Origin of the sequence: Sinorhizobium sp. NG07B (assembly GCF_002532005.1) — a bacterium.
Lineage (GTDB): Bacteria > Pseudomonadota > Alphaproteobacteria > Rhizobiales > Rhizobiaceae > Sinorhizobium > Sinorhizobium fredii_C.
Map to the genome: position 1 here is coordinate 1,006,672 of NZ_NWTD01000001.1, position 24,166 is coordinate 1,030,837.

The window sequence follows — 24,166 nt, forward strand, 5'->3', positions numbered from 1 at the left end:
CGTCGTGACGGGGAGAAGGGACAAGCCGCGACGCCTCACCCTGACCCTCTCCCCGCGTGCGGGGAGAGGGTCAGGGTGAGGCGCAACGAGTAAGACGACGAACGCCATTGGGAGATGATGATGGCTGACGAATGCGCAGTTGCGGTTTCGAGACGGTCCGGCGGACGGGCGGCGCGTGTGGCGCTGCGCTCGTCACCGCTTGCGGAAAACATCCGACCGGTGCGCCCGGGTCTTTCCGGCGGCCAGTACAAACCGCTGACCGAGGCGGGTGTGAAGCGCATTCATGAGGCGGCGCTCGATGCGCTGGAGCAGATCGGCCTGGCCAATGCGCCGAAATCCGGCATCGAGATCATGACCGGCGCCGGCGCCATTCTCGGCGACGACGGGCGCATCCGCTTCCCGCGTGCGCTGGTCGAGGACATGCTGGCGATTGCCGCGCGTGACATTACGCTATACGCCCGCGATCCGAAGCAGGATCTCGAGCTCACCGGCACGCGTGTCTATTACGGCACGGCCGGGGCGGCGGTGCACGTTGTCGATGTCGAAAAGCGCGAATATCGCGAGTCGACCACCAAGGACCTCTTGAACGCCGCCCAACTCGTCCATCATCTCGACAATGTGCACTTCTTCCAGCGCGCCATGGTCTGCCGGGACATTCCCGACAATTTCCTGATGGACATCAACACGCTCTATGCCTGCTGCGCCGGCACCACCAAGCATGTCGGTACCAGCTTTTCCGATCCGTCGCATGTGGAGGGCTGCTTCGATCTGATCCACATGATCGCCGGCGGAGAGGACAAGTGGCGCGCGCGGCCCTTCGTCTCGAATTCCAACTGCTTCGTCGTGCCGCCGATGAAATTTGCGGAAGAGAGCTGCACCACGATGGAGAAGTGCATCCGCGGCGGCATGCCCATCCTACTGCTTTCGGCCGGGCAGGCGGGGGCAACCGCGCCGGCACCGCTCGCAACCGCGATCGTCCAGGCGGTCGCCGAATGCCTGGCGGGCGTCGTCTATGTCAATGCAATGTCGCCCGGTCATCCGGCCGTCTTCGGAACCTGGCCGTTCGTTTCAGACTTGAGAACGGGTGCGATGTCCGGCGGCTCCGGCGAGCAGGCGCTGCTGACGGCCGGCTGCGCCCAGATGCACCAGTTCTATCGCTTGCCGGGCGGCGCCGCCGCCGGCATTGCGGATGCGAAGCTTCCCGACATGCAGGCTGGCTGGGAACAGGCGATCTCCAACGTCATGGCGGGGCTCTCGGGCCTCAATATGGTCTATGAAGCGGTCGGCATGCATGCTTCGCTGCTCGGCTTCTGCCTGGAATCGCTGGTCCTCGGCGACGATCTGCTCGGCCAGGTGCAGCGCTGCATCCGCGGCATAGATGTGACCGAGGATTCCGTCTCGCTCGACACCATGCGTTCCGTCTGCCTCGACGGCCCAGGCCACTATCTCGGTCATTCCCAGACGCTGGGGCTGATGCAGACGGAGTACATCTATCCGGCGGTGGCCGACCGAACGAGCCCGAAGGAATGGGTGGAGATCGGCCGACCGGATCTCGTCGCCCGCGCCATCGAGAGGAAGAATCGCATTCTCGGCGAGGCCGCGCCGTCCGTCATTGCGCCCGAAATTGACCGTGCCATCCGCGAAAAATTCAGGATCTATTGCTGAAGAAGGCTCAGCCGCGCCGGTCGAAGTGCGTCCTGAGCGTCACATGTGTCTGGACGGTTGCGACACCCGGAATGATGGCGATCCGCCGCCGGATCATGTCGAGGTCATCGTTCGAATCGCATTCGACGAGCAGCATCAGGTCCGTCGCGCCGGCAAGTGACCAGCAACTGACGACGTGCGGCATGCCCGAAAGGTGCGGCACGACATGGTCGCAATTCTTACCGGGATGGAAGGCGACGGCAACAAGTGCGCGCACCATCGGGGCCTTCTGCTCTGCGCCGAGCCGGATCGTATAGGCGGCGATGGCGCCCCTGGTTTCAAGCCGGCGCAGCCGTTCATGCGTCGCACTGCGCGAAAGGCCGGCATGACGGGCAAGCGCCACCAGGCTCTGGCGAGAATCCTTGTGCAATGCCGCAAGCAGCAGGCGATCCTTCTCATCAAGTTCGGTCAATTCGTCGTCCTCGGCCGCCTGTGCCGGACAAATGTCCGGCGGGACGGCATCATGCCCAATGAAACCGCACGATAAGGCAGTTAGCGTCTCCGGACAACGAAGGAGCCGATCTCATGAACAGCTTGAAACTGCCGGAAAATGCCGTCCTGATCCCGATCGACATGCAGCGCGCCTTTGATGCGGCGCCCTGGCCGCCGCGCTGGAATGGACGCGTCGATGAAAACGGGCTGACAGTTCTCGCCGCCTGGCGCGCGGCGAAGCGGCCGATCATTCATGTGCGGCACGACAGCATCAAGGAAGGCTCGACGTTGCATCCAGAGCAGCCGGGCAACGCCTTTCGCCCAGGCTTCGGCCCGATGGGAGGGGAAAGCCTCGTCACCAAGAGCGTCAACGCGGCCTTCATCGGCACGGATCTCGATCTGAGGCTCAGGCGCCTTGGAGCCGATACCGTCGTGATGTTCGGCATCTCGACCGACATGTGTGTCTCGACCTCGGTGCGGGTCGCTGCCAATCTCGGCTATCGCGTGTTCCTCGTCGAAGACGCTTGCGATTGTTTCGATGTGGCGGATGGCGCGGGCGGCGTGATTGCGGCGCGGGAAATCCACCGTGCGCATGTGGCGACACTCAGGGCCGAGTTTGCCGACGTCGTGACGACTGGCGAATTGCTGAGCGCGCTCGGAGCTATAAAGGCGGCGTGATCATCGCGCCGTAGCACTCTTCGCCTCCACGATCCGATAGCTCCATCTGGGTGCCTTTGGGATCTCGTCCGGGCGGAAGGGAAAGGTGAGAAACGTCTCGAAGGGGCGGGTCTCGCCGCCGGGCACGCGCACCAGCACCAGCGCCGTGTCGTCGCCGACCCGCCTGCAGGCGCCTGCCGAGCAATCCTCGAGCGTGACCGTCAGGCGGAAATATTCCAGCGTGATTGCCGAGGTGTTTCTGGCCGTCCCATGCAGTCGATAGCTGCGCTCCGACTGGTTTCGCTCGAAGGCGAGGTTCTCGAGGACGATGTCTGAAGGAACGATCCCGGCCGGGGGCGGGGAGGGGGCGGGTGCAGCCGGTTCGGGTGTGCTTTCACTCAGCCAGATCAGAAAGGCGGCGGCAAGCCCCACGGCGACCGCAATGGAGAGGACGGGCTCTACCCAACTCCGAAAGCGGCCATAGCGGGCCGCGAGATACACGATCACCAGGCCCAGGAGTAACGCAATCACCCACAGCATAAAGACCCTCCTACAGCGGCGGCCGTCCACCAGGACGCGCAAGGGGTCGCTGTAGCGCTTTGAATTACTGCATGCTTTTTCCGCTAAATCGAATCCGATTTACATACTGTTCGAGCAAAGCTGGCATTGCCGCCCCGACCGAGCGGGGAAATCGCTACGACGCGCCTGCGTTCGTTCATTTCTTCAGGCTGATCCAGTAGGCCCCGTCGAAGGGAACAGCCGCAAAGCGCATCTTTTCGTTGCACCAGGCATGCGGACCGGCAAAGGCCGCCGACAGGCCCTTCGCCCCCGCGGCCTCCGGCATGCTGATGGAGCTGCCCGTCGTCACGGCGTCACCCGTCGTGGCGCCGTGAGCTTATCCATTGGGCGCTCGATGTCGCGCTTTTAGAAGCAGCGGTGGTTGGCTTGGCTGGGCATTGCAACTGCAGCCTTCTGGACAGTGAGCTTGTAAGATGAGCTATTCACTCATGATTATTGCGCGCGCAACAGGATTTTGTGAGAATCCACTCATGTTTTTGCGCTTGTGGGAAATGTGCAACAACACGCTGCGCGGGTGGCAAAGACGCTACCGCAGGGTACGGGCAATTAGCCGATCGGGGAAAACGCCCGCCGCCGGAGAGTGGCGACGGGCGGCGAGCATTTTCATCTGGTCTTGCTTGCCTACGACACGGGCGACAAGCGGCCTTATCCGTGGTTGATCATGATATGCCGAACGGCGGTGTAGTCCTCCAGCGCGTAAACCGACATGTCCTTGCCATAGCCTGACTGCTTGACGCCTCCATGCGGCATCTCGTTGGTCAGCATGAAATGCGTGTTGATCCAGGTGCAGCCATATTGCAGGCGGGAGGCGGCCCTCATCGCCTTGCTGATATCCTTCGTCCAGACGGAGGAGGCGAGGCCGTAATCGCTGTCGTTTGCCCAGGCGACGACATCGTCCGTGCCGGAGAAACGGGTGACCGACACGACCGGACCAAAAACCTCGCGGCGAACGATCTCGTCCTCCTGGGTGGCACCGGCGACGACCGTCGGCTGAAAGAAGAAACCGTCGTCGCTGCCCGTGCCGCCGCCGGTGGTGATCTCGATATGCTTCTGGTCTGATGCCCGCTCGACGAAGCTCGCGACGCGATCGCGTTGCCGCTTGGAGATCAGCGGTCCGATCTCGTTCTCGGTATCGTCGGCAAGGTTGTAGCGGATGGTCGATACGGCAGATGTCAGATCGGCGACGAGCTTGTCGTAGATACCGGCCTCCGCATAGATGCGGCAGGCGGCGGTGCAGTCCTGGCCGGCATTGTAATAGCCGAAGGTGCGGATGCCGTTCACGACCGCTTCCAGATCGGCGTCGTCATAGACGATGACCGGCGCCTTGCCGCCGAGTTCGAGATGGGTGCGCTTGACCGTCTTGGCGGCGGCGGTGAGCACCTTCTTGCCGGTGGCGATATCGCCGGTGATCGACACCATCGAGATCTTGGGATGGTTGATCAGCGCATTGCCGACCGTCTCGCCGCGGCCAGCGATGACATTGACGACACCCTCGGGAAGAATATCGGCCAGCAGCCGCGCAAGCTTCAGCGCCGTCAGCGGCGTCTGTTCCGACGGCTTGAAGACGACGGTGTTGCCACCGCCGATTGCCGGCGCCAACTTCCAGGCCATCATCATCAGCGGATAGTTCCAGGGGGCGATCGAGCCGACGATGCCGATTGGGTCGCGGCGGATCATCGAGGTATGGCCCGGAAGATATTCACCCGCCGTGGGCGCGTGCAGGTTGCGAACCGCGCCCGCGAAGAATCGCCAGCAATCGATGATCGCCGGTAGTTCGTCATTCTTCACCGCGTTGATCGGCTTGCCGCAGTTCAAGGCTTCGAGTGCTGCGAAGTCGTCGGCGTTCCTCTCGATCGCGTCGGCGATCTTCAGCAGATGGTTCGAGCGTTCCGCAGGCGTCGTCTGCGACCAGGTAACGAAGGCGCGTTCGGCCGCGTCGACGGCGGCGTCGATCTGCGCATGGGAGGCTTCGGCGAGGTCGATGATCCTGGCGCCCGTCCGCGGGTTCAGGATGTGCTCCTCGGCCTCGGTCCCGGCTTCGAAACGAGATCCGATCAGGAGTTGGGTGTCCATGTCTGTTCTCCCTTTATGTTCGATATTATTTGCCGGCGCCGGCGATCTGGTCGCCGTCGCGGGTGAGGTAATAGGCGCCGAGGATCGGCAGGAAGGTGACGATGACGACGATCATCGCGACGACGTTGGTCACCGGCCGCTGGCGCGGGCGGATCAGCTCTTCGAGCATCCAGATCGGCAGGGTTGATTGCTGGCCGGCGGTGAAGGTCGTCACGATCACCTCGTCGAAGGAAAGCGCGAAGGCGAGCATGCCGCCGGCAAGCAGCGCCGTGCCGATGTTCGGCAGGATCACGTAGCGGAACGTCTGGAAGCCGTCGGCGCCGAGATCCATCGAGGCCTCGATCAGCGAGCCGGAAATCCGCCGGAAGCGGGCGATCGCGTTGTTGTAAACGACGACGATGCAGAAGGTGGCGTGGCCGAGCACGATCGTCCAGAACGAGAACGGGATGTCCGCGATCGAGAAGGCCGAGCGCAGCGCAATGCCGGTGATGATGCCGGGAAGCGCGATCGGCAGGATGACCAGCAGCGACACGGTTTCGCGGCCGAAGAAGCGCGTCTGGCTGACCGCGGCGGCGCAAAGGGTGCCGAGGACGAGTGCCGCGGCGGTGGCGACCGCGGCGACCTTGACGGAGAGGGTGAGAGCCGCCCAGACATCCGGCCGGTGCCAGGCGACGGCAAACCATTGCGTCGTCAGCCCCGGCGGCGGGAACTGATAGGTCTTTTCTTCCGTCGTGAAGGCATAGAGGAAGATCAGCAGGATCGGCAGGTGCATGAAGGCAAGGCCGGCGGCTGCGGCAATCTTCAGGCCAAGGGGCGCGCGATTCATCTTCTCAGAGCGCATCGAAGGCCCCCATGCGTCTGGCCATCCAGAGATAGGCGCCCATGATGACGATCGGCACGACCGTGAAGGCGGCGGCGAGGGGGATGTTGCCGGCCGTGCCCTGCTGGGCGTAGACCGCCTGGCCGATGAAGAGCCGCGACGAACCGACGATCTGCGGGATGATGTAGTCGCCGAGAGTCAGCGAGAAGGTGAAGATGGAGCCGGCGACTATGCCTGGCAGTGCCAGCGGAAAGAGCACATGGCGGAAAGTCTGCGCCGGCGTACCGCCGAGGTCGGACGAGGCTTCGACTAGGTTGGCCGGCACGCGCTCCAGCGCCGCCTGGATCGGCAGGATCATGAAAGGCATCCAGACATAGACGAAGACGATGAAGGTGCCCGTGTAACTGACCGACAGCGAATTGCCGCCGACGACCGGCAGCGAAAGCCAGGCATCGAGCAGCCAGAGAAGGTTCAGCTTCTCGAAAAACCAGGTGAGGATACCTTCTTTCGCAAGGATCAGCTTCCAGGCGTAGACCTTGACGAGATAGCTCGACCAGAGCGGCAGCATGACCGCCAGATAGAAAAGCGCCTTCCATTTGCCGCGCGCGTAGCGGGCCGCATAATAGGCGATTGGAAAAGCGATGAACGCCGAGACGAGCGTCACCAGTGCCGCCATCGAAACGGTGCGCAGGATGATGTCGAGATTGGCTTCGCTGAACAGCTGCCGGTAGGTCGCAAGCGTGAACTCGTAATTGATGAGTCCGGAAAACTCGTCGATCGAGAAGAAGCTCTGGAGAAGCAGCGCGAAAAGCGAGCCGAGATAGCCGATGCCGAGCCACAGCAAAGGCGGCCCGAGCAGCACCGTCAGGAGCAGAGGCGGGTGCCGCCAGAAGAAGTCCGAGAGACGGCCGGTTGTGCTGCGGCGCTCCGGAAGGACGAAGCTTTCGGCAACAATCGTCATGCGTCCTCCATCGGGTGAAGGTCGCGGGCGGCGAAGCTGATCGTGACCGGGCTGCCCATCGCGGGCACGCTCTGCGCCGCGGGACTGGCGACGGCAATGCGGTTGCCGTCGACATCGACGACAATCCGGTTGGTCGCGCCGAGAAAGCTGCGGCCGGCGACGATGCCGGAGAGGCTGAGGGCGCCGTCCGCCGCCGGCGCGAGCGCAACCGACTCCGGCCGAAGGCTCGCGAAGGAGGATTTCAGACCGAGCCTCTGGCAGAGCTTGGCAGAGAGCACGTTCGACGAGCCGACGAAATCGGCGACGAAGCGGGTCTTCGGCTGGTTGTAGACCTCTTCCGGCCGCCCGAGCTGCTGGATCCGGCCTTCGTTGAAGACGGCGATCCGATCGGCCATCGACAATGCCTCGCCCTGGTCGTGGGTGACGAAGACGAAGGTGATGCCGAGCGATTTCTGCAGGCTCTTCAACTCCTCCTGCATCTGCTCGCGCAGCTTCAGATCGAGCGCGCCGAGCGGCTCGTCGAGAAGCAGCACCTTGGGGTTGTTGACGAGGGCGCGGGCGAGTGCCACCCGCTGGCGCTGGCCTCCGGAAAGCTGACCGGACCGGCGCGCGCCGTAGCCGGGCAGCTTGACCATGGCGAGCGCATCTTCCGCGGCTTTGCGTCTTTCCTCGCGGCCGACTCCTTTGACCATCAGCCCGTAGGCGACGTTGTCGAGAATCGAGAGATGCGGGAAGAGGGCATAGTCCTGGAAGACGGTATTGACGCTGCGGCGGTAGGGCGGCACGCCCTCGGCGGTTTCGCCGAAGATCTCGATATGGCCCGTCTTCGGCTGCTCGAAGCCGGCCATCAGTCTCAGGCAGGTCGTCTTGCCCGAGCCGGAGGGCCCCAGCATCGCGAAGAATTCGCCCTCGGCGATCGAGAGGTTGACGCAATCGACGGCGCGCACCGCACCAAAATGGCGGGAAACATTGTCGAAGAGAACGGCGGTGGTCATGGAAATGCTCCGGGATTCTGGCCCCTCATCCCGCTGCCGCGACCTTCTCCCCCGCGAGCGGGGGAGAAGGGACCTGCGGTCGGTGCGGCATGCAGGATCGACTCCCTCCCCCTTGTGGGGAGAGTTGGGGAGGGGACTTTGAGACGAACCTCTCCCGGCCCTTTGGGCCACCCTCCCCACAAGGGGGAGGGAAAGCGGCGGTTTACCGGCCGCCGATCACGCCGATATAGTCGGACACCCAGCGGTGATAGGGCACGCATTCGCTCTGGCTTGCGCACCTGGCCACGGGCGTCTTCCAGAACTTGACCTTCTCAAAGTCGTTGTAGCCGTTGGTGGCGCAGCCCTCGTCGGTCAGGAGCTCGTTGCCCTTGCAGGCGGCGCCAACGGAGGGGTTGGCGCCGAACCAGGCGGACACGTCGCCCTGGACCTTCGGCGAGAGCGTGTGCTCCATCCACATATAGGCGCAGTTCGGATGCTCGCTCTCGGCATGCAGCATGGTCGTATCCGCCCAGCCGGTTACTCCTTCTTCCGGAATGACCGAGGAGATCGGCAGCTTCTCGGCCTGCATCAGGTTGACCTGGAACGGCCAGGAGCCGGACGCGACCACGCCTTCGTTCTTGAAGTCGTCTATCTGGATCATCGCATCGTGCCAATAGCGGCCGACTAGCGTGCGCTGCACGCGAAGCAGGTCGAGGGCCGCCTTGTACTGGTCCTCATTGAGCTCATAGGGATCCTTGATGCCGAGCTCCGGCTTGTGGGCCATCAAGTAGTTGGCCGCGTCGGCGACGTGGATCGGACCGTCATAGGCCTGGATGCGGCCCTTGTTGGACTTGCCGTCAGGCAGCGTCATCTCCTCGAAGACGACATTCCAGCTTTTCGGCGGCTGACCCTTGAAGGCTTCCGTGTTGTACATCAGCACGTTCGGGCCCCAGACATAGGGCGTGCCGTAATGGACGTCGTTGACCGTGTGCCAGGGCGCGTTCTGCATGCGCTCGTCGATGGTCTTCCAGCTCGGAATGAGGCTGGTATTGATCGGCTGGACGCGCTTGCCGGCCACCAGCCGAAGCGAGGCGTCGCCGGAGGCGGTGACGAGGTCAAAGCCGCCCTCGTTCATCAGCGCCACCATTTCGTCGGAAGTGGCGGCGGTCTTGACGCTGACCTTGCAGCCGGTCTTCTTCTCGAATTCGGTGACCCAGTCGAAGTTCTTGTCGGTCTCGCCGCGCTCGATATAGCCGGGCCAGGCTACGATAGAGAGCTCGCCCTCACCCTGGCCGAGCTCCTTTTGCGGCTCCAGGGCAAGTGCCGGGGCAACGAGGCCGAGCGTAAGGGTAAGCGCCGTGCAGGATTTCAACATCTGCTTCATTGAAGTCTCCCCAGTTATGCCGCGTCCGCGGCCTTGTTCCCTGGGATGAAGCGTGCCTCTATTTCTCCGTATTCGCAAATTCATTAATCAGAATGGCGTTATCGGTTTTCCCGATATCAATTCACCGTGGACGGGCACTGCGAAGGGCTTCGGCGATGCCGACGAAATCGCGCGCCGATTGCGGCAGGCTTGACCCTTTGCGCCACACCATGCCGACCTGCACGACCGGCAAGGCGCCGGAAACGTCGCGGCTCTCGATACGGTCTCCTTCGAGCGACCAGGGGCGATAGACGAGGTCCGGCAAAAGCGCGATGCCGGCGCCGGTGGCGACCAGGCTTCTGACCGCCTCGACCGAGCGGGTGCGGAAGGCGACATGCGGCCGGGCGCCGAGCGCCGTCAGCAGCTTGCCGGTGTTTTCCTCGATTTCGTCGACCGTCAGCATGATCAGCGGCTCCCTGGCGATATCCTCGACCGAGATGATGTCGGCGCTGACGAGCGGATGGCCGATCGGCAGCCAGAGCCGGTAAGGCGAGGTTTCGAGGATTTCCGCCTGCAGCGCCATCCGGTCGCGCAGGTTGGAGATCACCATCACGGCGACATCCAGCTCGCCGCCGACCAGCAGGTGCTCGAGATAGGAGCCGTTGTCCTCGATGGCACTCACCTCGACTCCGGGGCAGGCGCGGCGATAGCGGGCCAGCAGGTCGGAGAGCACGTAGCCGGCGACGAGCGAGGTGACGCCGAGATTAAGCCTGCCGCCGCGCTCCTCGCGGCTATCGGAGAAGCTGCGCCGCGCATCGGACACATCGGCGAGAATCTTCGTCGCATGACGGAGGAACTGGTGACCGTTATGGGTGATCGACAGGCCGCGCGGATGCCGGTCGAAGAGCTCGACGCCAAGATCTGTCTCCAACTCCTTGATCGCTTCGGTGATCGATGACTGCGAGATCGACAGGTTCTGCGCTGCGCGGGTGACCGTGCCCTGTTCGGCGACAGCGACGAAATATTGCAATTGCCTGAGTGTGAATGCCATGAGCGAATTAACACCGGGCGACAAGCGGATGGCAAGCCGGCCGATGCAGCGCCACGATTTGGCGCAGCTGGTCGTGCATGGCGGCAGGCCGGTGCTAAGGTGGGCTCAAGGGAGCGCAGGATGGATTCGAGACGATCAAGACCGATGCCGACGGAGCGCGAAATCCTGGCATTCCACGAGCGCTGTGAGGCGTTCTACCCGGCCGATGCCGTGACCGCTTCGATCTCACAACAGCGACAATGGTACGACGCTCTGTGTGCGGAGTTCGACGCGCCGTCGCCGGAGGGGCTGACAAGGCGCGATGCGCTTGTAGCCAGGCGGATTCCGATCCGGCACTATCGGCCGGCGGAGGTCGCGACCGCGGTGCGCGTGCTCTATATCCATGGTGGCGGCTTTGTCGTCGGCTCGCTCGAGAGCCATGATGCGATCTGTGCCGAGCTTGCGCATGGAGTGCGGGCTGAGCTGATTTCGGTGGACTATCGGCTCGCGCCGGAGCATGTCTGGCCGGCGGCTTTCGATGACTGTTCCGCCGTGCTCGAAAGCCTGCTTGCCGATGGTCGGCCGCTCGTCGCTGTCGGCGACAGCGCCGGCGGCAATCTGGTTGCGGGCATCGTGCTCAAGGCGAGGGCCAGAGGGCTATCCGGCATTATCGGCCAGGCGCTGGTCTATCCCGGCCTCGGCGGCGATCTCGTTAGCGGTTCCTGTGCCGAGATGGCGGAGGCGCCGGGCCTGTCGACGACCGACGTGGCCTATTATCGCGAGGTACTGAAGGCCCCGGCCGACGATGTGTTCGCCTACCCGTTGAAAGCGGCCGAACTGTTCGATCTGCCGCCCACCTATATCACCGGGGCGCACTTCGATCCCTTGCGGGACGATGCGCGAGGCTATGCGGTGCGCCTTGCGCAGGCAGGCGTGGACGTCACCTATCGCGAAGAGCCGCAGATGATCCATGCCTGGCTCCGGGCACGGCACATGAGTCCAGGCGCCCGCGAAGGGTTTGACCATCTGGTTCGTGGTGTGGCACGGCTGGTTGGGGCCCCTCTGAGGCAACCATGAGCGGAGACACCGATCTGCGGCACCTGCTCGGCGGGATGAACCCGATCCTGGGCGAAGGCGAGTATGTCTACTGCACGGTCGAGGGCGATGCCGCGTTCTGGTTTGCCCTTGAACCGATCGGCACCTTCCGCGAGGTGGAGGGGTTGACGCTGATACTCGAACGCTCGAAGGCCGATGCGGCCAGACTTTCCTACGGCCCGGTGCTGCGACAGATAACGCTCAGCGTTCATTCCGCACTTGAGGCGGTGGGTTTGACGGCGGCTGTTTCAGCGGCACTCACTCGGGCCGGCATCAGTGCCAATGTCGTGGCCGCGTATTATCACGACCACATCTTCGTGCCGGCGGCGGATGCGGAGCGGGCGCTGGAGGCGTTGCAGGAATTGAGCCGCGAGACCAACGGAATTCAGTGACTTTGCCCCTCACCCGAGCCCGGTCGCGACGGGGGAGGAGACACCGTCGCGGGCGCCGCACTTTCCATCTTCACAGGCGCGGAATGGTGGTCGAGCGATCTGCGAGTCCCTTCTCTTCGCGTGCGGGGAGAAAGTCGCGGCAGCAGGATGATGGCCGCATGCGCTCAGCGGTCCCTTACATGAAATCCCGCTTAATCCGCTTCTCGAAGATCTTCTCGAAGATCTTCTCTTCGCCCTCGAAAGCCTCGACCTTGGCCGATGTGACCCACTCGCTTTCCGTGCAGCCGAGCCGGGAGGTCGAAACGGTCTTCAGCGACTGCTCGCCGCGCCTGGCGATGCAGGTCCAGGTCGAGAGGCCGGTCATCGAATGCGGATCACTGGGGGCGATCGACCAAACCTCGTCGCGGATGTCACGCGTGGCGTTGCCGGTATCGGGGTGTTCGACGAGGCCGGTGTCTTCGTAGATCAGATTATGCGTTACACCCTTGGCCATATCGCGCTCAACGCTGCGGCGGGTTTGCGCCGGCGAATGCTCGATATAGGTGGGTAGAGGGTTGGGATTGGTCGGCTGCGGCACGACGATCTCGCGGTGCTCGCCGAGGAGCGGCAGCGACAGCGAGAGGCTCGCGGTATCGATCGTCAGGCCGGGATCGGTGGGCGGCGGCAGGATCATCGGCCAGTAGGATGTCGAGAGCGACAGCCGGATGCGATGACCCGCGCGAAAGCGATAGCCGCAGGCATCGAGCACCAGCGTGATGCGTGTCTTGTGGTTCTTTTGCATCGGCATCGGCTTTGCGTTGCCGTTGCGGTGGGCCAGGTTGAGGACGCCGAAGGCGACGCGGGTTGCCGTGCCGTCCGGATGAATGTCGACGAGACGGGCGACAAGATTGGCCGTCTCCGCGCTGCAGGCGACCTCCAGAGTGAGGGCCGGTTCTCCGAGGTAGTCCTCCGCTTCGAGCAGGGGATGGCTATCGAAGGTGAGGGAACCCGCATCGTCGATACGCTGGTCGCCGGCCATCTCGGCATCCGGCTTCAAGGTGAAATATTCGCCGGCGGCCGTGCCGGTATCGAGCGGCGAGCGGAGATAGATGTCGCCGATCCCCTTCTTGGCAGCGGCCCCGGTCACGAGGCTGCCGTCGCTCGATACCGTGAAGCTGCGCGCGTCGGGGGTGTTCCAGACGTCCTTGGCAATCCAGCGGCCGGGATCTTCGTTGCGTCTCAGCGCCGGCTTCGGGCCATCGAGAATATAGGCGCGGATCTGCGGTAGCCTTTCGGCACCGTTTCTCTCATCCCGCAGCCAGCGGTTCCACCAGCGGATCGCCTCGCTGTGAAAATCCGCCCGCGGCTTCGGCCAGGCGAAATGCGGGTATTTGTGAACCCATGGTCCGATCAGCGCCTTGGCCCTGTCGCCGAGCCCCTCGATCGCCTTGATCGGCGTATTGCGGTAGCCGTCGGCCCAGCCGGCGATCACGAGAGCGGGTACCGGGAAGCCTTCGAAATCCTCGGCTATGGAGCCGTGGCGCCAAAAATCGTCGCGGCGCTGGTGCTCGAGCCATTCCTCCAGGAAGAAGGGCTCGTTCTCCAGCCGCTCCAGCCACATTTCCTTCCAGCGCTCGCCGACGAGCTCCGGATCGGGCGAGCGCGACTGGTAGGCGAGCATGGTCGCGGCCCAGGAAAGCTGCGCCGAAAGATGGCAGCCGTTCTTGTAGTGGATGTCGTCATTGTAGCGGTCGACGGTCGAGGCGATCGAGATAACGGCCTTGAGCGCCGGCGGTTTCAGAGCGGCCACCTGCAGGCAGTTGAAGCCGCCCCAGGAGATGCCCATCATGCCGACCTTGCCGTTTGACCAGGGCTGCGTCGCGATCCATTCGATGATCTCGCAGCCGTCGGAGAGTTCGCGCGGCGTATATTCGCCGTCGATCACCCCTTCGGATTCGCCGCAGCCGCGGATGTCGACGCGAACGCCGGCAATGCCGGCCGCGGCGAAGACCGGATAGGTGGATTCGTCGCGGGCGCAGGTGCCGTCGCGCTTGCGATAGGGCAGGTATTCGAGCACCGCCGGGACCGGATTCTGCTCGGTTCCCTCCGGCATCCAGATGCGCGCCGCCAGCCGGGTCCCGTCCTTGAGGGTGATCCATTCGTTTTCGATGACGGTGAAGTTGCGATCGGACACGTTTATATTCTCCCGATTTTCTGCGCGTGAGCGATCTACAGCGGATCGGAGTGAGTGTGCGGGACGGAGGCGCCCCGCTCTCCGGGTCAATTCCCCGCACTCTCCATGCGTCTGGTCTTAAGCACCCGTTCGAGCCAGCCGATTTCCATTTCCGGCACCGACTTCAGGAGGAGGTCGGTGTAGTCGTCGAAGGGCGCCGAGAGCACCTTCGACTTCGGTCCGAAGCGCACCAGCCGGCCGCGATGCATCACGGCCACGCTGTCGGCGATCGCCCGGACGATGGCGATGTCGTGGGTGATAAACAGATAGGAAACAGCGGTTTCCTCCTGAAGCTTCATAAGCAGATTCAGGATGCCTTCGGCGACCAGCGGGTCGAGCGCCGAGGTCGGCTCGTCGCAGAGGATGAGCTCCGGCCTGGCGGCGAGCGCCCGGGCAATCGCGACGCGTTGCTTCTGGCCACCGGAGAGTTCGGCCGGGTAGCGATCGAGGAAGCGTGAGCCCATCTCGATCTGATCGAGCAGTTCCCCGACGCGCTCGGTCTTCTTCGCACCGTGCATGCCGAAATAGAAGGAGAGCGGCCGGCCGACGATGTCGCGCACCGTCTGGCGCGGATTCATGGCCGTGTCCGCCATCTGGTAGATCATCTGGATACGGCGCAGTTCCTCGTTCCTGCGGCCCTTCAGCGCCTTCGGCAGTTCCTTGCCGTCGAAGGTGATGCGGCCCTCCGTCGGCGGCAACAGCCCGGTGATGACGCGGGCGAGGGTGGATTTGCCTGAGCCGGATTCGCCGACGATCGCCAGCGTCTGGCCCTTCGACAGGTGCATCGAGACGTCGTGCAGCACCTTAAAGCCGTTGCCGTAAGCGGCATGGACATGCTCGATCTTGAGCAGCGTGCCGGTCTGGTCCGGAGCTTCGTCGCGTTTTGCCTGCCGGACGCTGACGAGCGCTCTCGTATAGTCCTCCTTCGGCGCCTCGATCACCTGCTTGGTCGTGCCGTATTCGACGGTCTTGCCGTGGCGGAGCACCATGATGTCGTCGGAGATTTGGGCGACCACGGCGAGATCGTGGGTGATATAGAGCGCCGCCGTATGGGTCTCTTCGATGGCGTGCTTGATCGCCGCGAGAACGTCGATCTGGGTCGTCACGTCGAGCGCCGTCGTCGGCTCGTCGAAGACGATCAGTTCCGGATTGGGGCAGAGGGCCATGGCGGTCATGGCGCGCTGCAATTGTCCGCCCGACACCTGATGCGGGTAGCGCTCGCCGAAACTCTCGGGATTGGGAAGTCCCAGCACCCGGAAAAGATAGAGTGCGCGTTTCTTCGCGTCCTCTTTCGACATGATGCCGTGGCGGAGCGACGCCTCGATCACCTGGTCGCCGAGCTTGTGCGCCGGGTTGAAGGCAGCCGCGGCGGATTGAGCGACATAGCAGACATGGCATCCGCGAACCGAATTGATGCCGCTGCGGTCGAGCTTCAGGATATCGCGGCCATTGAGCAGCACCTCGCCGCCGGTGATCCGCACGCCGCCGCGGCCATAGGCAAGCGCCGAAAGGCCGATCGTCGATTTGCCGGCGCCGGACTCTCCGATGAGGCCCAGCACCTTGCCCTTTTCGAGATTGAAGGAGACGCCCTCGACGAGCGTCACCACCTTCGGCGGCTCGCCCGGCGGATAGCTTGTCGCCTCGATCTTCAGGTTCTTGACGGAAAGCAGATCAGGCATCGCCGCGCCCTCCTTTCAGGCTCGAGGTGCGCTTCATCAGCCAGTCGACGACGAGGTTGACGCAGATGGCGAGCGTTGCGATCGCGGCGCCCGGCACGAGAGCGGCCGAGATGCCGAAGATGATCCCGTCCTTGTTGTCCTTGACCATGCCGCCCCAGTCGGCAGCCGGCGGCTGAATGCCGAGACCCAGGAAGGAGAGGGTGGAGAGGAACAGGATCGAGAAGGCGAAGCGCAGGCCGAATTCGGCCAAGAGCGGCGACAGCGTGTTCGGCAGGATTTCCCGGAAGATGATCCACAGCGAGCCCTCCCCGCGAAGCCTGGCCGCCTCGACGAATTCCATCACCGCGACGTCGAGAGCGACGGCGCGGCCGATGCGGAAGACGCGGGTGGAATCGAGCACCGCCATTACCAGGATCAGGATCCAGAGATGCTGCGGCAGGACCGCGAGCACGACGAGGGCGAAGATCAGCGTCGGGACTGCCATCATCAGGTCGTTGAAGCGCGAGAACAGCTGGTCGACGAAGCCGCCGGTGACGGCCGCCGTGAAGCTCAGGATCATGCCGAGTGCGAAGGAGATCAGGGTCGCCGCCAGCGCCACAAAGATGGTGGTGCGGGCGCCATAGATCAGACGCGACAGCAGGTCGCGTCCGAGATTGTCGGTGCCGAGCAGGAAATCGCCGCCGGCCGGCATCCAGATCTCGCCGACAACGTCGCGTTCGCCGAAGGGGGCAAGAAGGGGGGCAAAGAGCGCGCAGACAATTGCCAGCGCAATGCCGGCGATGCCGATCCAGGCGCTGATGGGGATAGATCTGAAATTCATCGCGGGTGCCTCAGTCTCGGGTTGGCGAGAATGGCGAGGATGTCGGCCGCCATGTTGAGGAAGATATAGAAGGCCGCGAAGATCAGCCCGCAGGCCTGCACGACGGGCATGTCGCGCACCGTCACCGCGTCCACCATGTACTGCCCCATGCCGGGATAGACGAAGACGACCTCGACGACGACGACGCCGACGACCAGATAGGCGAGGTTCAGCGCGATGACGTTGATGACTGGTGCCACGGCGTTGGGTGCCGCATGGCGGGCGATGATGCGGAAAGTGCCGAGACCCTTGAGCTCGGCGGTCTCGACATAGGCCGAGGACATGACGTTGAGGATCGCCGCCCGCGTCATGCGCATCATGTGGGCGAGAACGACGAGCACGAGGGTTGCGACGGGCAGGGCGATCGCCGAGAGCCGTTCGCTGAAGGTCATGCTGTCATAGACCGTCGCCGGGAATGTGGCGACCCCCAGTTGGACCGCGAAGAACATGATCAGCAGATAGCCGATGAAGAATTCCGGCAGCGATATCGCCGCCAGCGATATCACATTGATGATCTTGTCCGGCAGTCGATTGCGGAACTGCACCGCGAGCATGCCGAGACCGACGGCGAGCGGCACGGAGATGAGAGCCGCGAAAAAGGCGAGGAAGAGCGAATTGCCGAGCCTATTGCCGATCTGCTCGCTGACCGAATTCTTGCTCGCCCAGGAGGTGCCGAAATCGCCCTTCACCGCGCCGCCGAGCCAGTTCAGATAGCGCTCGCTCCAGGGCCGGTCGAGGCCGAGATCCTTGCGGATGTTCTCGACGGCCTGCGGCGTCGCCGACTGGCCGAGATAGGTGGTGGCGAAATCGCCGGGCAGCGCCTCGATGCCGCCGAAAATCATCAGCGACACGGCAAAAAGCAGGCCGACGCTGAGGCCGAGGCGCTGAAGGATCAGCGCCGCGAGAGGGCGGCGAAACACGAAACGCCGCCAGAACGATCCACCGATCTCGCCCGTGGCGGCGGCGGGGTTGGGCTTTGCTGGCACTCCGGAAAGATCGGCGGAGCGCGGGACTGTTTCACCCGCGACCCCATCGGTCAGGACCGGACCAGTGATCGGTCCGCTCTCCATGGTCAGGCGTCCAGCCAGACCCGGGTTGCGACATAGCCGTTCGACATGTCGTTGCCGATGTCGTGGACGTAGCCCTTCACCTGTTTAGTCGATGCGTTCACGAAATCGTTGAACATCGGCAGGATAACGCCACCTTCGTCCCGCACCATCATCGCTAGGGTACGATACATGTCCTTGCGCTTGGCCTCGTCCAGTTCGGAACGCGCTTCGAGCAGGAGCTTGTCGAAGTCCTCACGCTGGAAGCGGGTGTCGTTCCAGTCGGCGTTCGACAGATAAGCCGTCGAATACATCTGATCCTGGGTCGGACGGCCGCCCCAATACGACGTGCAGAACGGTTGGGCGTTCCAGACATTGGTCCAGTAGCCGTCGCCGGGCTCGCGCTTGACCTCGATCTCGATGCCGGCCTTCTTGGCACTCTCCTGGTAGAGGACCGCCGCATCCACCGCGCCTGGGAAGGCGACGTCGGAGGTGCGCAGCAATACCGGCCCGCTGTGGCCGGACTTCTTGTAATGGAAGGCTGCCTTGTCCGGATCATAGACGCGCTGCTCGATACCCTCCGGGAAGAGCGCATAGGTGTCGTTGATCGGGAAGTCGTTGCCGATCTTGCCGTAACCGCCGAGGATGCGCTGGACCATGGTCTCGCGGTCCATGGCCAGCTTCAGCGCCATCCGAAGGTCGTTGTTGTCGAACGGCGCGGTGTTGCAATGCATGATGAAGACGTAATGGCCGCGGCCGGACGTGTTGAGGATTTCGACGGTCGGCGCGCGCTTCAAGAGGTTGACTGTCTTGGGATCGACGCGGTTGATGAAATGCACCTGACCCGAGGAGAGCGCCGCGATGCGTGCAGTCGCATCGTTCATGGCGATCAGTTCGATCGAATCCACATAACCTCTGTCCGTACGCCAGTCGTCCTGGTTCCTTTCGAAAGTGGCGCGCACGCCCGGTTCGAAGCTGGCGACTTTATAGGGGCCGGTGCCGATCATGGCGTCGGGGTTGTCCATGCCGCCGTTCGGTTGGATGACGAGGTGATAATCCGAAAGCAGCAGCGGCAGGTCGGCGTTGCCTTCCGTCAGCGTCAGCACGAGCTTGCCGCCGTCGGCCTTGATTTCCTTGATGGATTTCATCACGCCAAGGGCGCCCGACTCCGACTTATCGTCCGTGTGTCGCTGCAGCGTCTTGACGACGTCCTCTACCGTCAGTTCCTTGCCATCATGGAATTTGACGCCCTTGCGGATCGTGAAGGTCCAAGTGGCCGCGTCGGCGGAAGGCTCCCAGGACTCGGCAAGCGCCGGTACGGCCGCGCCGGTCGTCGGATGGCTCTCCACCAGCAGATCGCCCCAGGTCCGAACGACGACGAACAGAAATTGCGAGAGTGCCTTTGCCGGGTCTTTCGAATCGGTTGCGGCCGCGCCTTCGAGACCGAGTTTCAGATGGCCGCCGCGCTTCGGCTCTTGCGCCGCGGCACTCGCCGCAAACAGCGTGTTGGCCGTCGATGCGGCAATGCCGAGGGCGGCAGCGCGCCCGAGAAATTCGCGGCGGTTCATTTTGCCCAGCATGATCTGTCGTGTCAGATAATCCTTGTAATCGCTCATTCCCCTGTTCCCTTTCGTTGCCGGCATTCGCCGTTCATTGTGGTTGGTAGAGACTGCGTATCGCCATCGTGAGATGGCCCAAGGCACTGTTCCGCTTGATGTCCTTCCTCCGTCCTCCCTCACCTGGGGGCGCTATGGGCTTCAACCATAAGGCTATCCTCTCGGCCGAAGCTTGTAACGTCCTAAATCATCATTTCCTTCCGCCGGTAAGCTATCGCCCCTTCCAGATGGGATCGCGCTTTTCGGAGAAGGCGCGCGCGCCCTCCAGTTGGTCCTCGCTGGAATAGAGCACGTCGACCGTCTTGAGCTGGCGACGGGTGATCTTGTTCATCGTGGTCTGGAAGTCGCGGCCCTCGGCTTCGCGCACGACCTCCTTGATTGCCGCATAGACGAGCGGCGGGCCGCTCTCGAGAAGGCGCGCCAGTTCCCAGGCACGCTCCATCAGCCGGCCTGCGGGCAGGATCTCGTTGACGAAGCCCCAGCGATGGGCCTCCGCGGCCTCGAGCCAGCGCCCGGTCAGGAGCATGTCCATGGCAATGTGGTAGGGGATACGCTTCGGCAGCTTGATCGAGGCGGCGTCGGCAACGGTGCCCGAGCGGATCTCCGGCAGCGCGAAGGTCGCGTGTTCGGCGGCGAGGATGAGGTCGGTCGAAAGGGCGATCTCCAACCCGCCGCCGCAGCAGATGCCGTTGACGGCGGCAATGATCGGCTTGTTGAGGTCGCGAAGCTCCTGCATGCCGCCGAACCCGCCGACACCATAGTCGCCGTCGACCGGATCGCCGTCCGCCGCCGCCTTCAGGTCCCAGCCGGGACAGAAGAATTTTTCGCCGGCGCCGGTGACGAGAGCGACCCGGAGCGTCGGATCGTCGCGGAAATCGCGGAAGATCTCACCCATCAGCCGGCTGGTCTTCAGGTCGATGGCATTCGCCTTCGGCCGGTCGATCGTGACTTCGAGAATGCCACCTTCGCGGCGGGTGAGGATCGGTCCGGTCATAGGCGTCATTTCCTCCGGCGGATCAAGGCATCGGCGGCGACAACACCATGGCCGTCCGGCAATACCATAATAGGATTGATATCGAGTTCTTCGAGTTTGGAAGCGTTTGCAACGACATAGGATGCCGCGGCTGCGACAGTCCTTGTCAGCGCTGCGACATCGCCTTTCGGACCGCCGCGGTAGCCGTCGAGCAGTTTCCTGACCTTCAGGCCGTCGATCGCTGCTTCGATCATCTCTTCGGTGGCGGGTAGCGTCACGATCGCGGAATCATCGAGCATTTCCACGAGAATGCCGCCGGCGCCAATGGTCAGCACCGGACCGGCCACGGGATCGCGCATAGCGCCGATGATCACTTCGGCGACCGGCTTGGCGATCATTTTCTCCACCAGATAGCCGGAGGCGACCGAGGCCATCCCTTCCGCGGCGGCGACGACCTCTTCCCTTTTTGCGAGATTGAGCCTGACGGCACCGGCTTCGGTCTTGTGGGCAACACCGAGGCCCTTGAGCGCGACCGGGAAGCCAAGGGTTTCGGCGACTTCCGCCGCTTCTTTAGGCGTCCGGGCGGTCTTGCCGTTCGGGACCGACACGCCGGCCGCGGCGAGCTCCGCCTTTGCTTCGGCCTCCGTCAACGTCTCGGGATCTCCGCCGCCCATTGCCATCTTGACGAGCGGCGGTGGCGCCGGATTTGCCCAGACGGTGCCGATCGCGGCGGCCGTTTCGGCCGCCGCGAGGGCCTCGTCCAAGCCGAAGAAGGGCACGACGCCGGCTGCCATCAGGGAGAGAGCCGTTTCTTCCGGCATGTTCTCGCCGAGGCTGGCGACGATGCCGGCGACGGCGCCCGTCGCATTGGCGGAGTCGATGACCGCATCGCAGGTCGTTACCCAGTCGGCGGCATCGCAGCGGTCGAGGCGGGGGAAATCGAGCACGACCAGGTTCAGCGCGTAGCCGCCCTGCAGCATGGCGGTGAAGGCGGCGGTCTGCTTTTCGCGGTTGCCCCAGACGAAGGTGTGGTAGTCGAGCGGATTGGCGATCGTCACCATCTCGCCGAGGCTTTCCCTGAGCGGCTGGCGCTGCTCCTCCTTGAGCGGTCGGAAGTTCACCCTGCGCCGGACGCCGGCATCCGCCATCAGCGACGCTTCGCCGCCGGAGCAGCTCATCGACGAAATGTCGGCGCTGGGGAGGGTGCCGTGGAGATGCAGGAGCTTCAATGTTTCGAGCAGCTCCGGCAGGGTATCGACGCGGCCGATGCCGAGGCGGGCAAGCAACGCCGAAGAGACGCGGTCGTTACCGGCAAGCGAAGCGGTGTGGGAGACCGTTGCCAGACGAGCGGCCTCCGACTTGCCGACCTTCAGCGTCACGACCGGCTTACGAAGTTCGCGGGCGCGGTGTGCGAGCCGTTCCAAGGCCTCGATGCTGTCGAAGCCTTCGATATGCAGCCCGACGGCGGTGACGCGCGGATCCTCGAGAACGGCGCAGGCGATGTCCGAAAGGCCGGTCTGCGCCTGGTTGCCGGCGGTCATCACATAGGCGAGCGGCAGGCCGCGCTTCTGCATCGAGATGTTGCAGGCGATGTTCGAGGATTGGGTAAGGATCGCGACGCCGCGTTCGACGCGGAGCATGCCGTGCTGATCCGGCCAGAGCAGCGCGCCGTCCAACATGTTGATGAAGCCGTAACAATTGGGTCCGACGATCGGCATGTCGTCGGCCGCCGCGACCAGCGCCTCCTGGAGGTCGTTGCCATCGGCAAGTTCGCTCGCCGCCTCGCGGAAACCGGAGGCGTAGCAGACGGCGCCACCGGCGCCACGCGCCGCGAGATCGCGGATGATCTCTATGGTGAGCGCCCGGTTGACGCCGACGAAGGAAGCATCCGGCGCTTCCGGCAGGTCGGCGACGGAGCGGTAGCAGCGGCGGCCGAGGATTTCATCCTCGCGCGGATGGACCGGCCAGATCTTGCCGGCGAAGCCCATCCTGTCGCATTGCTCGATGACGCGCCGCGCTTCCTTGCCGCCGAAGACGGCGATGGATTGCGGGCGGATGAGGCGATCGAGAGAGCGGGGAGAGGTGGTCATGCGGCGCCCTCGTTGAACGCCTCAAGGGTGCGCGATCCGCGGAATACCCCCCTCTGCCCTGCCGGGCATCTCCCCCGCAAGGGGGGAGATTGTACGGCGCAATGTTTTCGCGAGTCAGTGGCCGTCGAGGAGTGCTTAAAGACTATCAATGGGCGGCGGGTCGCCCAGACGGTTGTCTGAAAAAGAAACGGGGTGGTCGCGTCTTGCCGATCTCCCCCCTTGTGGGGGAGATGCCCGGCAGGGCAGAGGGGGGTGACTTGCGGAAAGACGACCATTCCCTCACGCCCCCAGCGGCCGCAGCAGATCGCGGCTGATAATGTGCCGCTGAATTTCGGATGTGCCGTCCCAGATGCGCTCGACGCGGGCGTCGCGCCAGAAGCGGGCGAGCGGCAGGTCGTCCATCAGGCCCATGCCGCCATAGATCTGGATCGCCTCGTCGGTGACGCGGGCAAGCATTTCCGTCGCAAAAACCTTGGCGGAGGCGATTTCGCGGTTCGACGGCAGGCCCTGGTCGAGACGCCAGGCGGCAGACAAAGTCAGTAGGTCCGCGGCATCGATCTCGGTTATCATGTCGGCGAGCTTAAAGGAGACGCCCTGATTGGCGCCGATCGGCTTGCCGAACTGCTTGCGCTCGGCGGCGTAGGAGCGCGCGTAGTCGAAGGCGCGGCGGGCCCGGCCGACGGAGGTGGCGGCAACCGTCAGACGGGTGGCATAGAGCCAGTCATTGGCGAGATCGAAGCCCTTGTGGAGTTCGCCGAGAATCTGGGAGGAGGGCAGGCGGCAGTCGTCGAAAGTGAGGATGCAGTTCTTGTAGCCGCGATGTGAAACGGAATTGTAACCGTCGCGGATTTCGAAACCGGGCGTGCCGCGGTCGACGAGGAAGCAGGTGATCTTCTTCTTCGGCCCGCGCGGCGTCTGCTCCTCGCCGGTGGCGATGAAGACGATGACAAAATCGGCGATGTCGGCATGGCTGATGAAGTGCTTGGTGCCATTCACGATCCACTCGTCGCCGTCCTGCCGGGCGAAGCATTTCATGCCGCGCACATCGGAGCCCGCATCCGGCTCGGTCATCGCAAGCGCATCGAACTTGTCGCCGCGCACGGCGGGCAGCAGATAGCGCTGGCGCTGTTCCTCGTTGCAGGCCATCAGGATGCCGGAGGGGCGGCCAAAGAAGACGGTAAGGCCCATCGAGCCGCGGCCGAGCTCGCGCTCGACGAGCGTGAAGGTGAGGTGATCAAGACCGGCGCCGCCGACCTCTTCGGGAAAATTGCAGGCGAAGAAGCCGAGCTCCTTGCATTTGCGGGCGATCTCCTGGCCGAGCTCGCGCGGTACGGTGCCGGTACGCTCGACCTCGTTTTCATGCGGATAGATCTCGGTCTCGACGAAGCCGCGGACCGTGTCGACGATCATCTGCTGTTCTTCGGTCAGTGCGAAATTCATTGTTCTCCCTCGTCATTTTAGTCCGCCTGTCATCCGGCCGATCTCCCCATCGATCCGCAGGCTTCCCGGGTGCGGCTTTGCCCCTCACCCTAACCCTCTCCCCGCATGCGGGGAGAGGGGACTTTGGCTACCAGCATCCTCCGCCAGCAAAAAGCAGGCCGTTGCGGCATG

The 24,166-nt window shown here is 63.7% G+C and carries 21 protein-coding genes; 4 read left to right on the plus strand and 17 right to left on the minus strand.

Annotated features, from left to right (window positions below; all coding sequences use genetic code 11):
- Positions 1-120: 120 nt before the first annotated feature.
- On the plus strand, positions 121-1,665 hold the full coding sequence (locus CO664_RS04890) for a trimethylamine methyltransferase family protein (RefSeq protein WP_176536493.1): 1,545 nt from the start codon (positions 121-123) through the stop codon (positions 1,663-1,665).
- A gap of 7 nt (positions 1,666-1,672) precedes the next feature.
- Here the strand turns inward: CO664_RS04890 and CO664_RS04895 are convergent, their stop codons facing one another.
- A complete protein-coding gene (locus CO664_RS04895; protein ID WP_234819730.1) occupies positions 1,673-2,116 on the minus strand; it encodes an Lrp/AsnC family transcriptional regulator in 444 nt (147 codons plus the stop codon).
- Positions 2,117-2,229: 113 nt separating this feature from the next.
- Between CO664_RS04895 and CO664_RS04900 the strand changes: the two genes are divergently transcribed.
- Complete coding sequence (locus tag CO664_RS04900) at positions 2,230-2,814, plus strand: cysteine hydrolase family protein (RefSeq protein ID WP_097525288.1); 585 nt, start codon at positions 2,230-2,232, stop codon at positions 2,812-2,814.
- On the opposite strand, the gene CO664_RS04905 is transcribed toward CO664_RS04900, so the two are convergent.
- From CO664_RS04905 to CO664_RS04935, 8 genes are all read right to left on the minus strand, one after another.
- Positions 2,815-3,333 (minus strand): hypothetical protein, encoded by a 519-nt coding sequence (locus CO664_RS04905; protein ID WP_097525289.1) that lies wholly within the window; start codon positions 3,331-3,333, stop codon positions 2,815-2,817.
- Between the two features lie 175 nt (positions 3,334-3,508).
- Complete coding sequence (locus CO664_RS30555) at positions 3,509-3,661, minus strand: hypothetical protein (protein ID WP_157213155.1); 153 nt, start codon at positions 3,659-3,661, stop codon at positions 3,509-3,511.
- A 356-nt stretch (positions 3,662-4,017) separates the two neighbouring features.
- Positions 4,018-5,445 (minus strand): gamma-aminobutyraldehyde dehydrogenase, encoded by a 1,428-nt coding sequence (locus CO664_RS04910; RefSeq protein ID WP_097525290.1) that lies wholly within the window; start codon positions 5,443-5,445, stop codon positions 4,018-4,020.
- A gap of 25 nt (positions 5,446-5,470) precedes the next feature.
- Complete coding sequence (locus tag CO664_RS04915; protein WP_097538051.1) at positions 5,471-6,286, minus strand: ABC transporter permease; 816 nt, start codon at positions 6,284-6,286, stop codon at positions 5,471-5,473.
- A complete protein-coding gene (locus tag CO664_RS04920; protein ID WP_037415239.1) occupies positions 6,276-7,226 on the minus strand; it encodes an ABC transporter permease in 951 nt (316 codons plus the stop codon). The genes CO664_RS04915 and CO664_RS04920 overlap by 11 nt, the downstream gene beginning before the upstream one ends.
- Positions 7,223-8,221 (minus strand): ABC transporter ATP-binding protein, encoded by a 999-nt coding sequence (locus CO664_RS04925; RefSeq protein WP_037415242.1) that lies wholly within the window; start codon positions 8,219-8,221, stop codon positions 7,223-7,225. The genes CO664_RS04920 and CO664_RS04925 overlap by 4 nt, the downstream gene beginning before the upstream one ends.
- A gap of 202 nt (positions 8,222-8,423) precedes the next feature.
- Positions 8,424-9,584, minus strand: coding sequence for an ABC transporter substrate-binding protein (locus tag CO664_RS04930; RefSeq protein ID WP_097525292.1), 1,161 nt, complete (start codon positions 9,582-9,584; stop codon positions 8,424-8,426).
- Between the two features lie 121 nt (positions 9,585-9,705).
- Positions 9,706-10,614 carry a LysR family transcriptional regulator gene (locus tag CO664_RS04935; RefSeq protein WP_037415247.1) on the minus strand — a complete coding sequence of 303 codons (909 nt, stop codon included), beginning with the start codon at positions 10,612-10,614 and terminating at the stop codon, positions 9,706-9,708.
- Between the two features lie 120 nt (positions 10,615-10,734).
- Between CO664_RS04935 and CO664_RS04940 the strand changes: the two genes are divergently transcribed.
- Complete coding sequence (locus CO664_RS04940) at positions 10,735-11,670, plus strand: alpha/beta hydrolase (protein WP_097538052.1); 936 nt, start codon at positions 10,735-10,737, stop codon at positions 11,668-11,670.
- A complete protein-coding gene (locus CO664_RS04945; protein WP_097525294.1) occupies positions 11,667-12,080 on the plus strand; it encodes an ACT domain-containing protein in 414 nt (137 codons plus the stop codon). Before CO664_RS04940 ends, CO664_RS04945 begins: the two co-directional genes overlap by 4 nt.
- Before the next feature lie 175 nt (positions 12,081-12,255).
- Here the strand turns inward: CO664_RS04945 and CO664_RS04950 are convergent, their stop codons facing one another.
- The 8 genes from CO664_RS04950 to CO664_RS04990 all read right to left on the minus strand — a co-directional run bounded on the left by CO664_RS04950 (position 12,256) and on the right by CO664_RS04990 (position 23,995).
- The gene (locus CO664_RS04950; RefSeq protein ID WP_097538053.1) at positions 12,256-14,253 is read right to left on the minus strand and encodes a CocE/NonD family hydrolase; all 1,998 of its coding nucleotides are present in this window, start codon (positions 14,251-14,253) and stop codon (positions 12,256-12,258) included.
- 86 nt (positions 14,254-14,339) lie between these two features.
- Complete coding sequence (locus CO664_RS04955; RefSeq protein WP_097538054.1) at positions 14,340-15,971, minus strand: ABC transporter ATP-binding protein; 1,632 nt, start codon at positions 15,969-15,971, stop codon at positions 14,340-14,342.
- Positions 15,964-16,791 carry an ABC transporter permease gene (locus CO664_RS04960; RefSeq protein ID WP_097538055.1) on the minus strand — a complete coding sequence of 276 codons (828 nt, stop codon included), beginning with the start codon at positions 16,789-16,791 and terminating at the stop codon, positions 15,964-15,966. The genes CO664_RS04955 and CO664_RS04960 overlap by 8 nt, the downstream gene beginning before the upstream one ends.
- Positions 16,788-17,900: an ABC transporter permease gene (locus CO664_RS04965; RefSeq protein ID WP_037415259.1), complete on the minus strand. Its 1,113-nt coding sequence runs from the start codon at positions 17,898-17,900 to the stop codon at positions 16,788-16,790. The genes CO664_RS04960 and CO664_RS04965 overlap by 4 nt, the downstream gene beginning before the upstream one ends.
- Positions 17,901-17,902: 2 nt before the next feature.
- Positions 17,903-19,492 carry an ABC transporter substrate-binding protein gene (locus tag CO664_RS04970; RefSeq protein ID WP_037415261.1) on the minus strand — a complete coding sequence of 530 codons (1,590 nt, stop codon included), beginning with the start codon at positions 19,490-19,492 and terminating at the stop codon, positions 17,903-17,905.
- A gap of 211 nt (positions 19,493-19,703) precedes the next feature.
- A complete protein-coding gene (locus CO664_RS04975) occupies positions 19,704-20,486 on the minus strand; it encodes a carnitinyl-CoA dehydratase (protein WP_037415264.1) in 783 nt (260 codons plus the stop codon).
- Positions 20,487-20,491: 5 nt separating this feature from the next.
- Complete coding sequence (locus CO664_RS04980) at positions 20,492-22,555, minus strand: acetate--CoA ligase family protein (protein ID WP_097538056.1); 2,064 nt, start codon at positions 22,553-22,555, stop codon at positions 20,492-20,494.
- Between the two features lie 279 nt (positions 22,556-22,834).
- On the minus strand, positions 22,835-23,995 hold the full coding sequence (locus CO664_RS04990; protein ID WP_097538057.1) for an acyl-CoA dehydrogenase family protein: 1,161 nt from the start codon (positions 23,993-23,995) through the stop codon (positions 22,835-22,837).
- Positions 23,996-24,166: the final 171 nt, after the last annotated feature.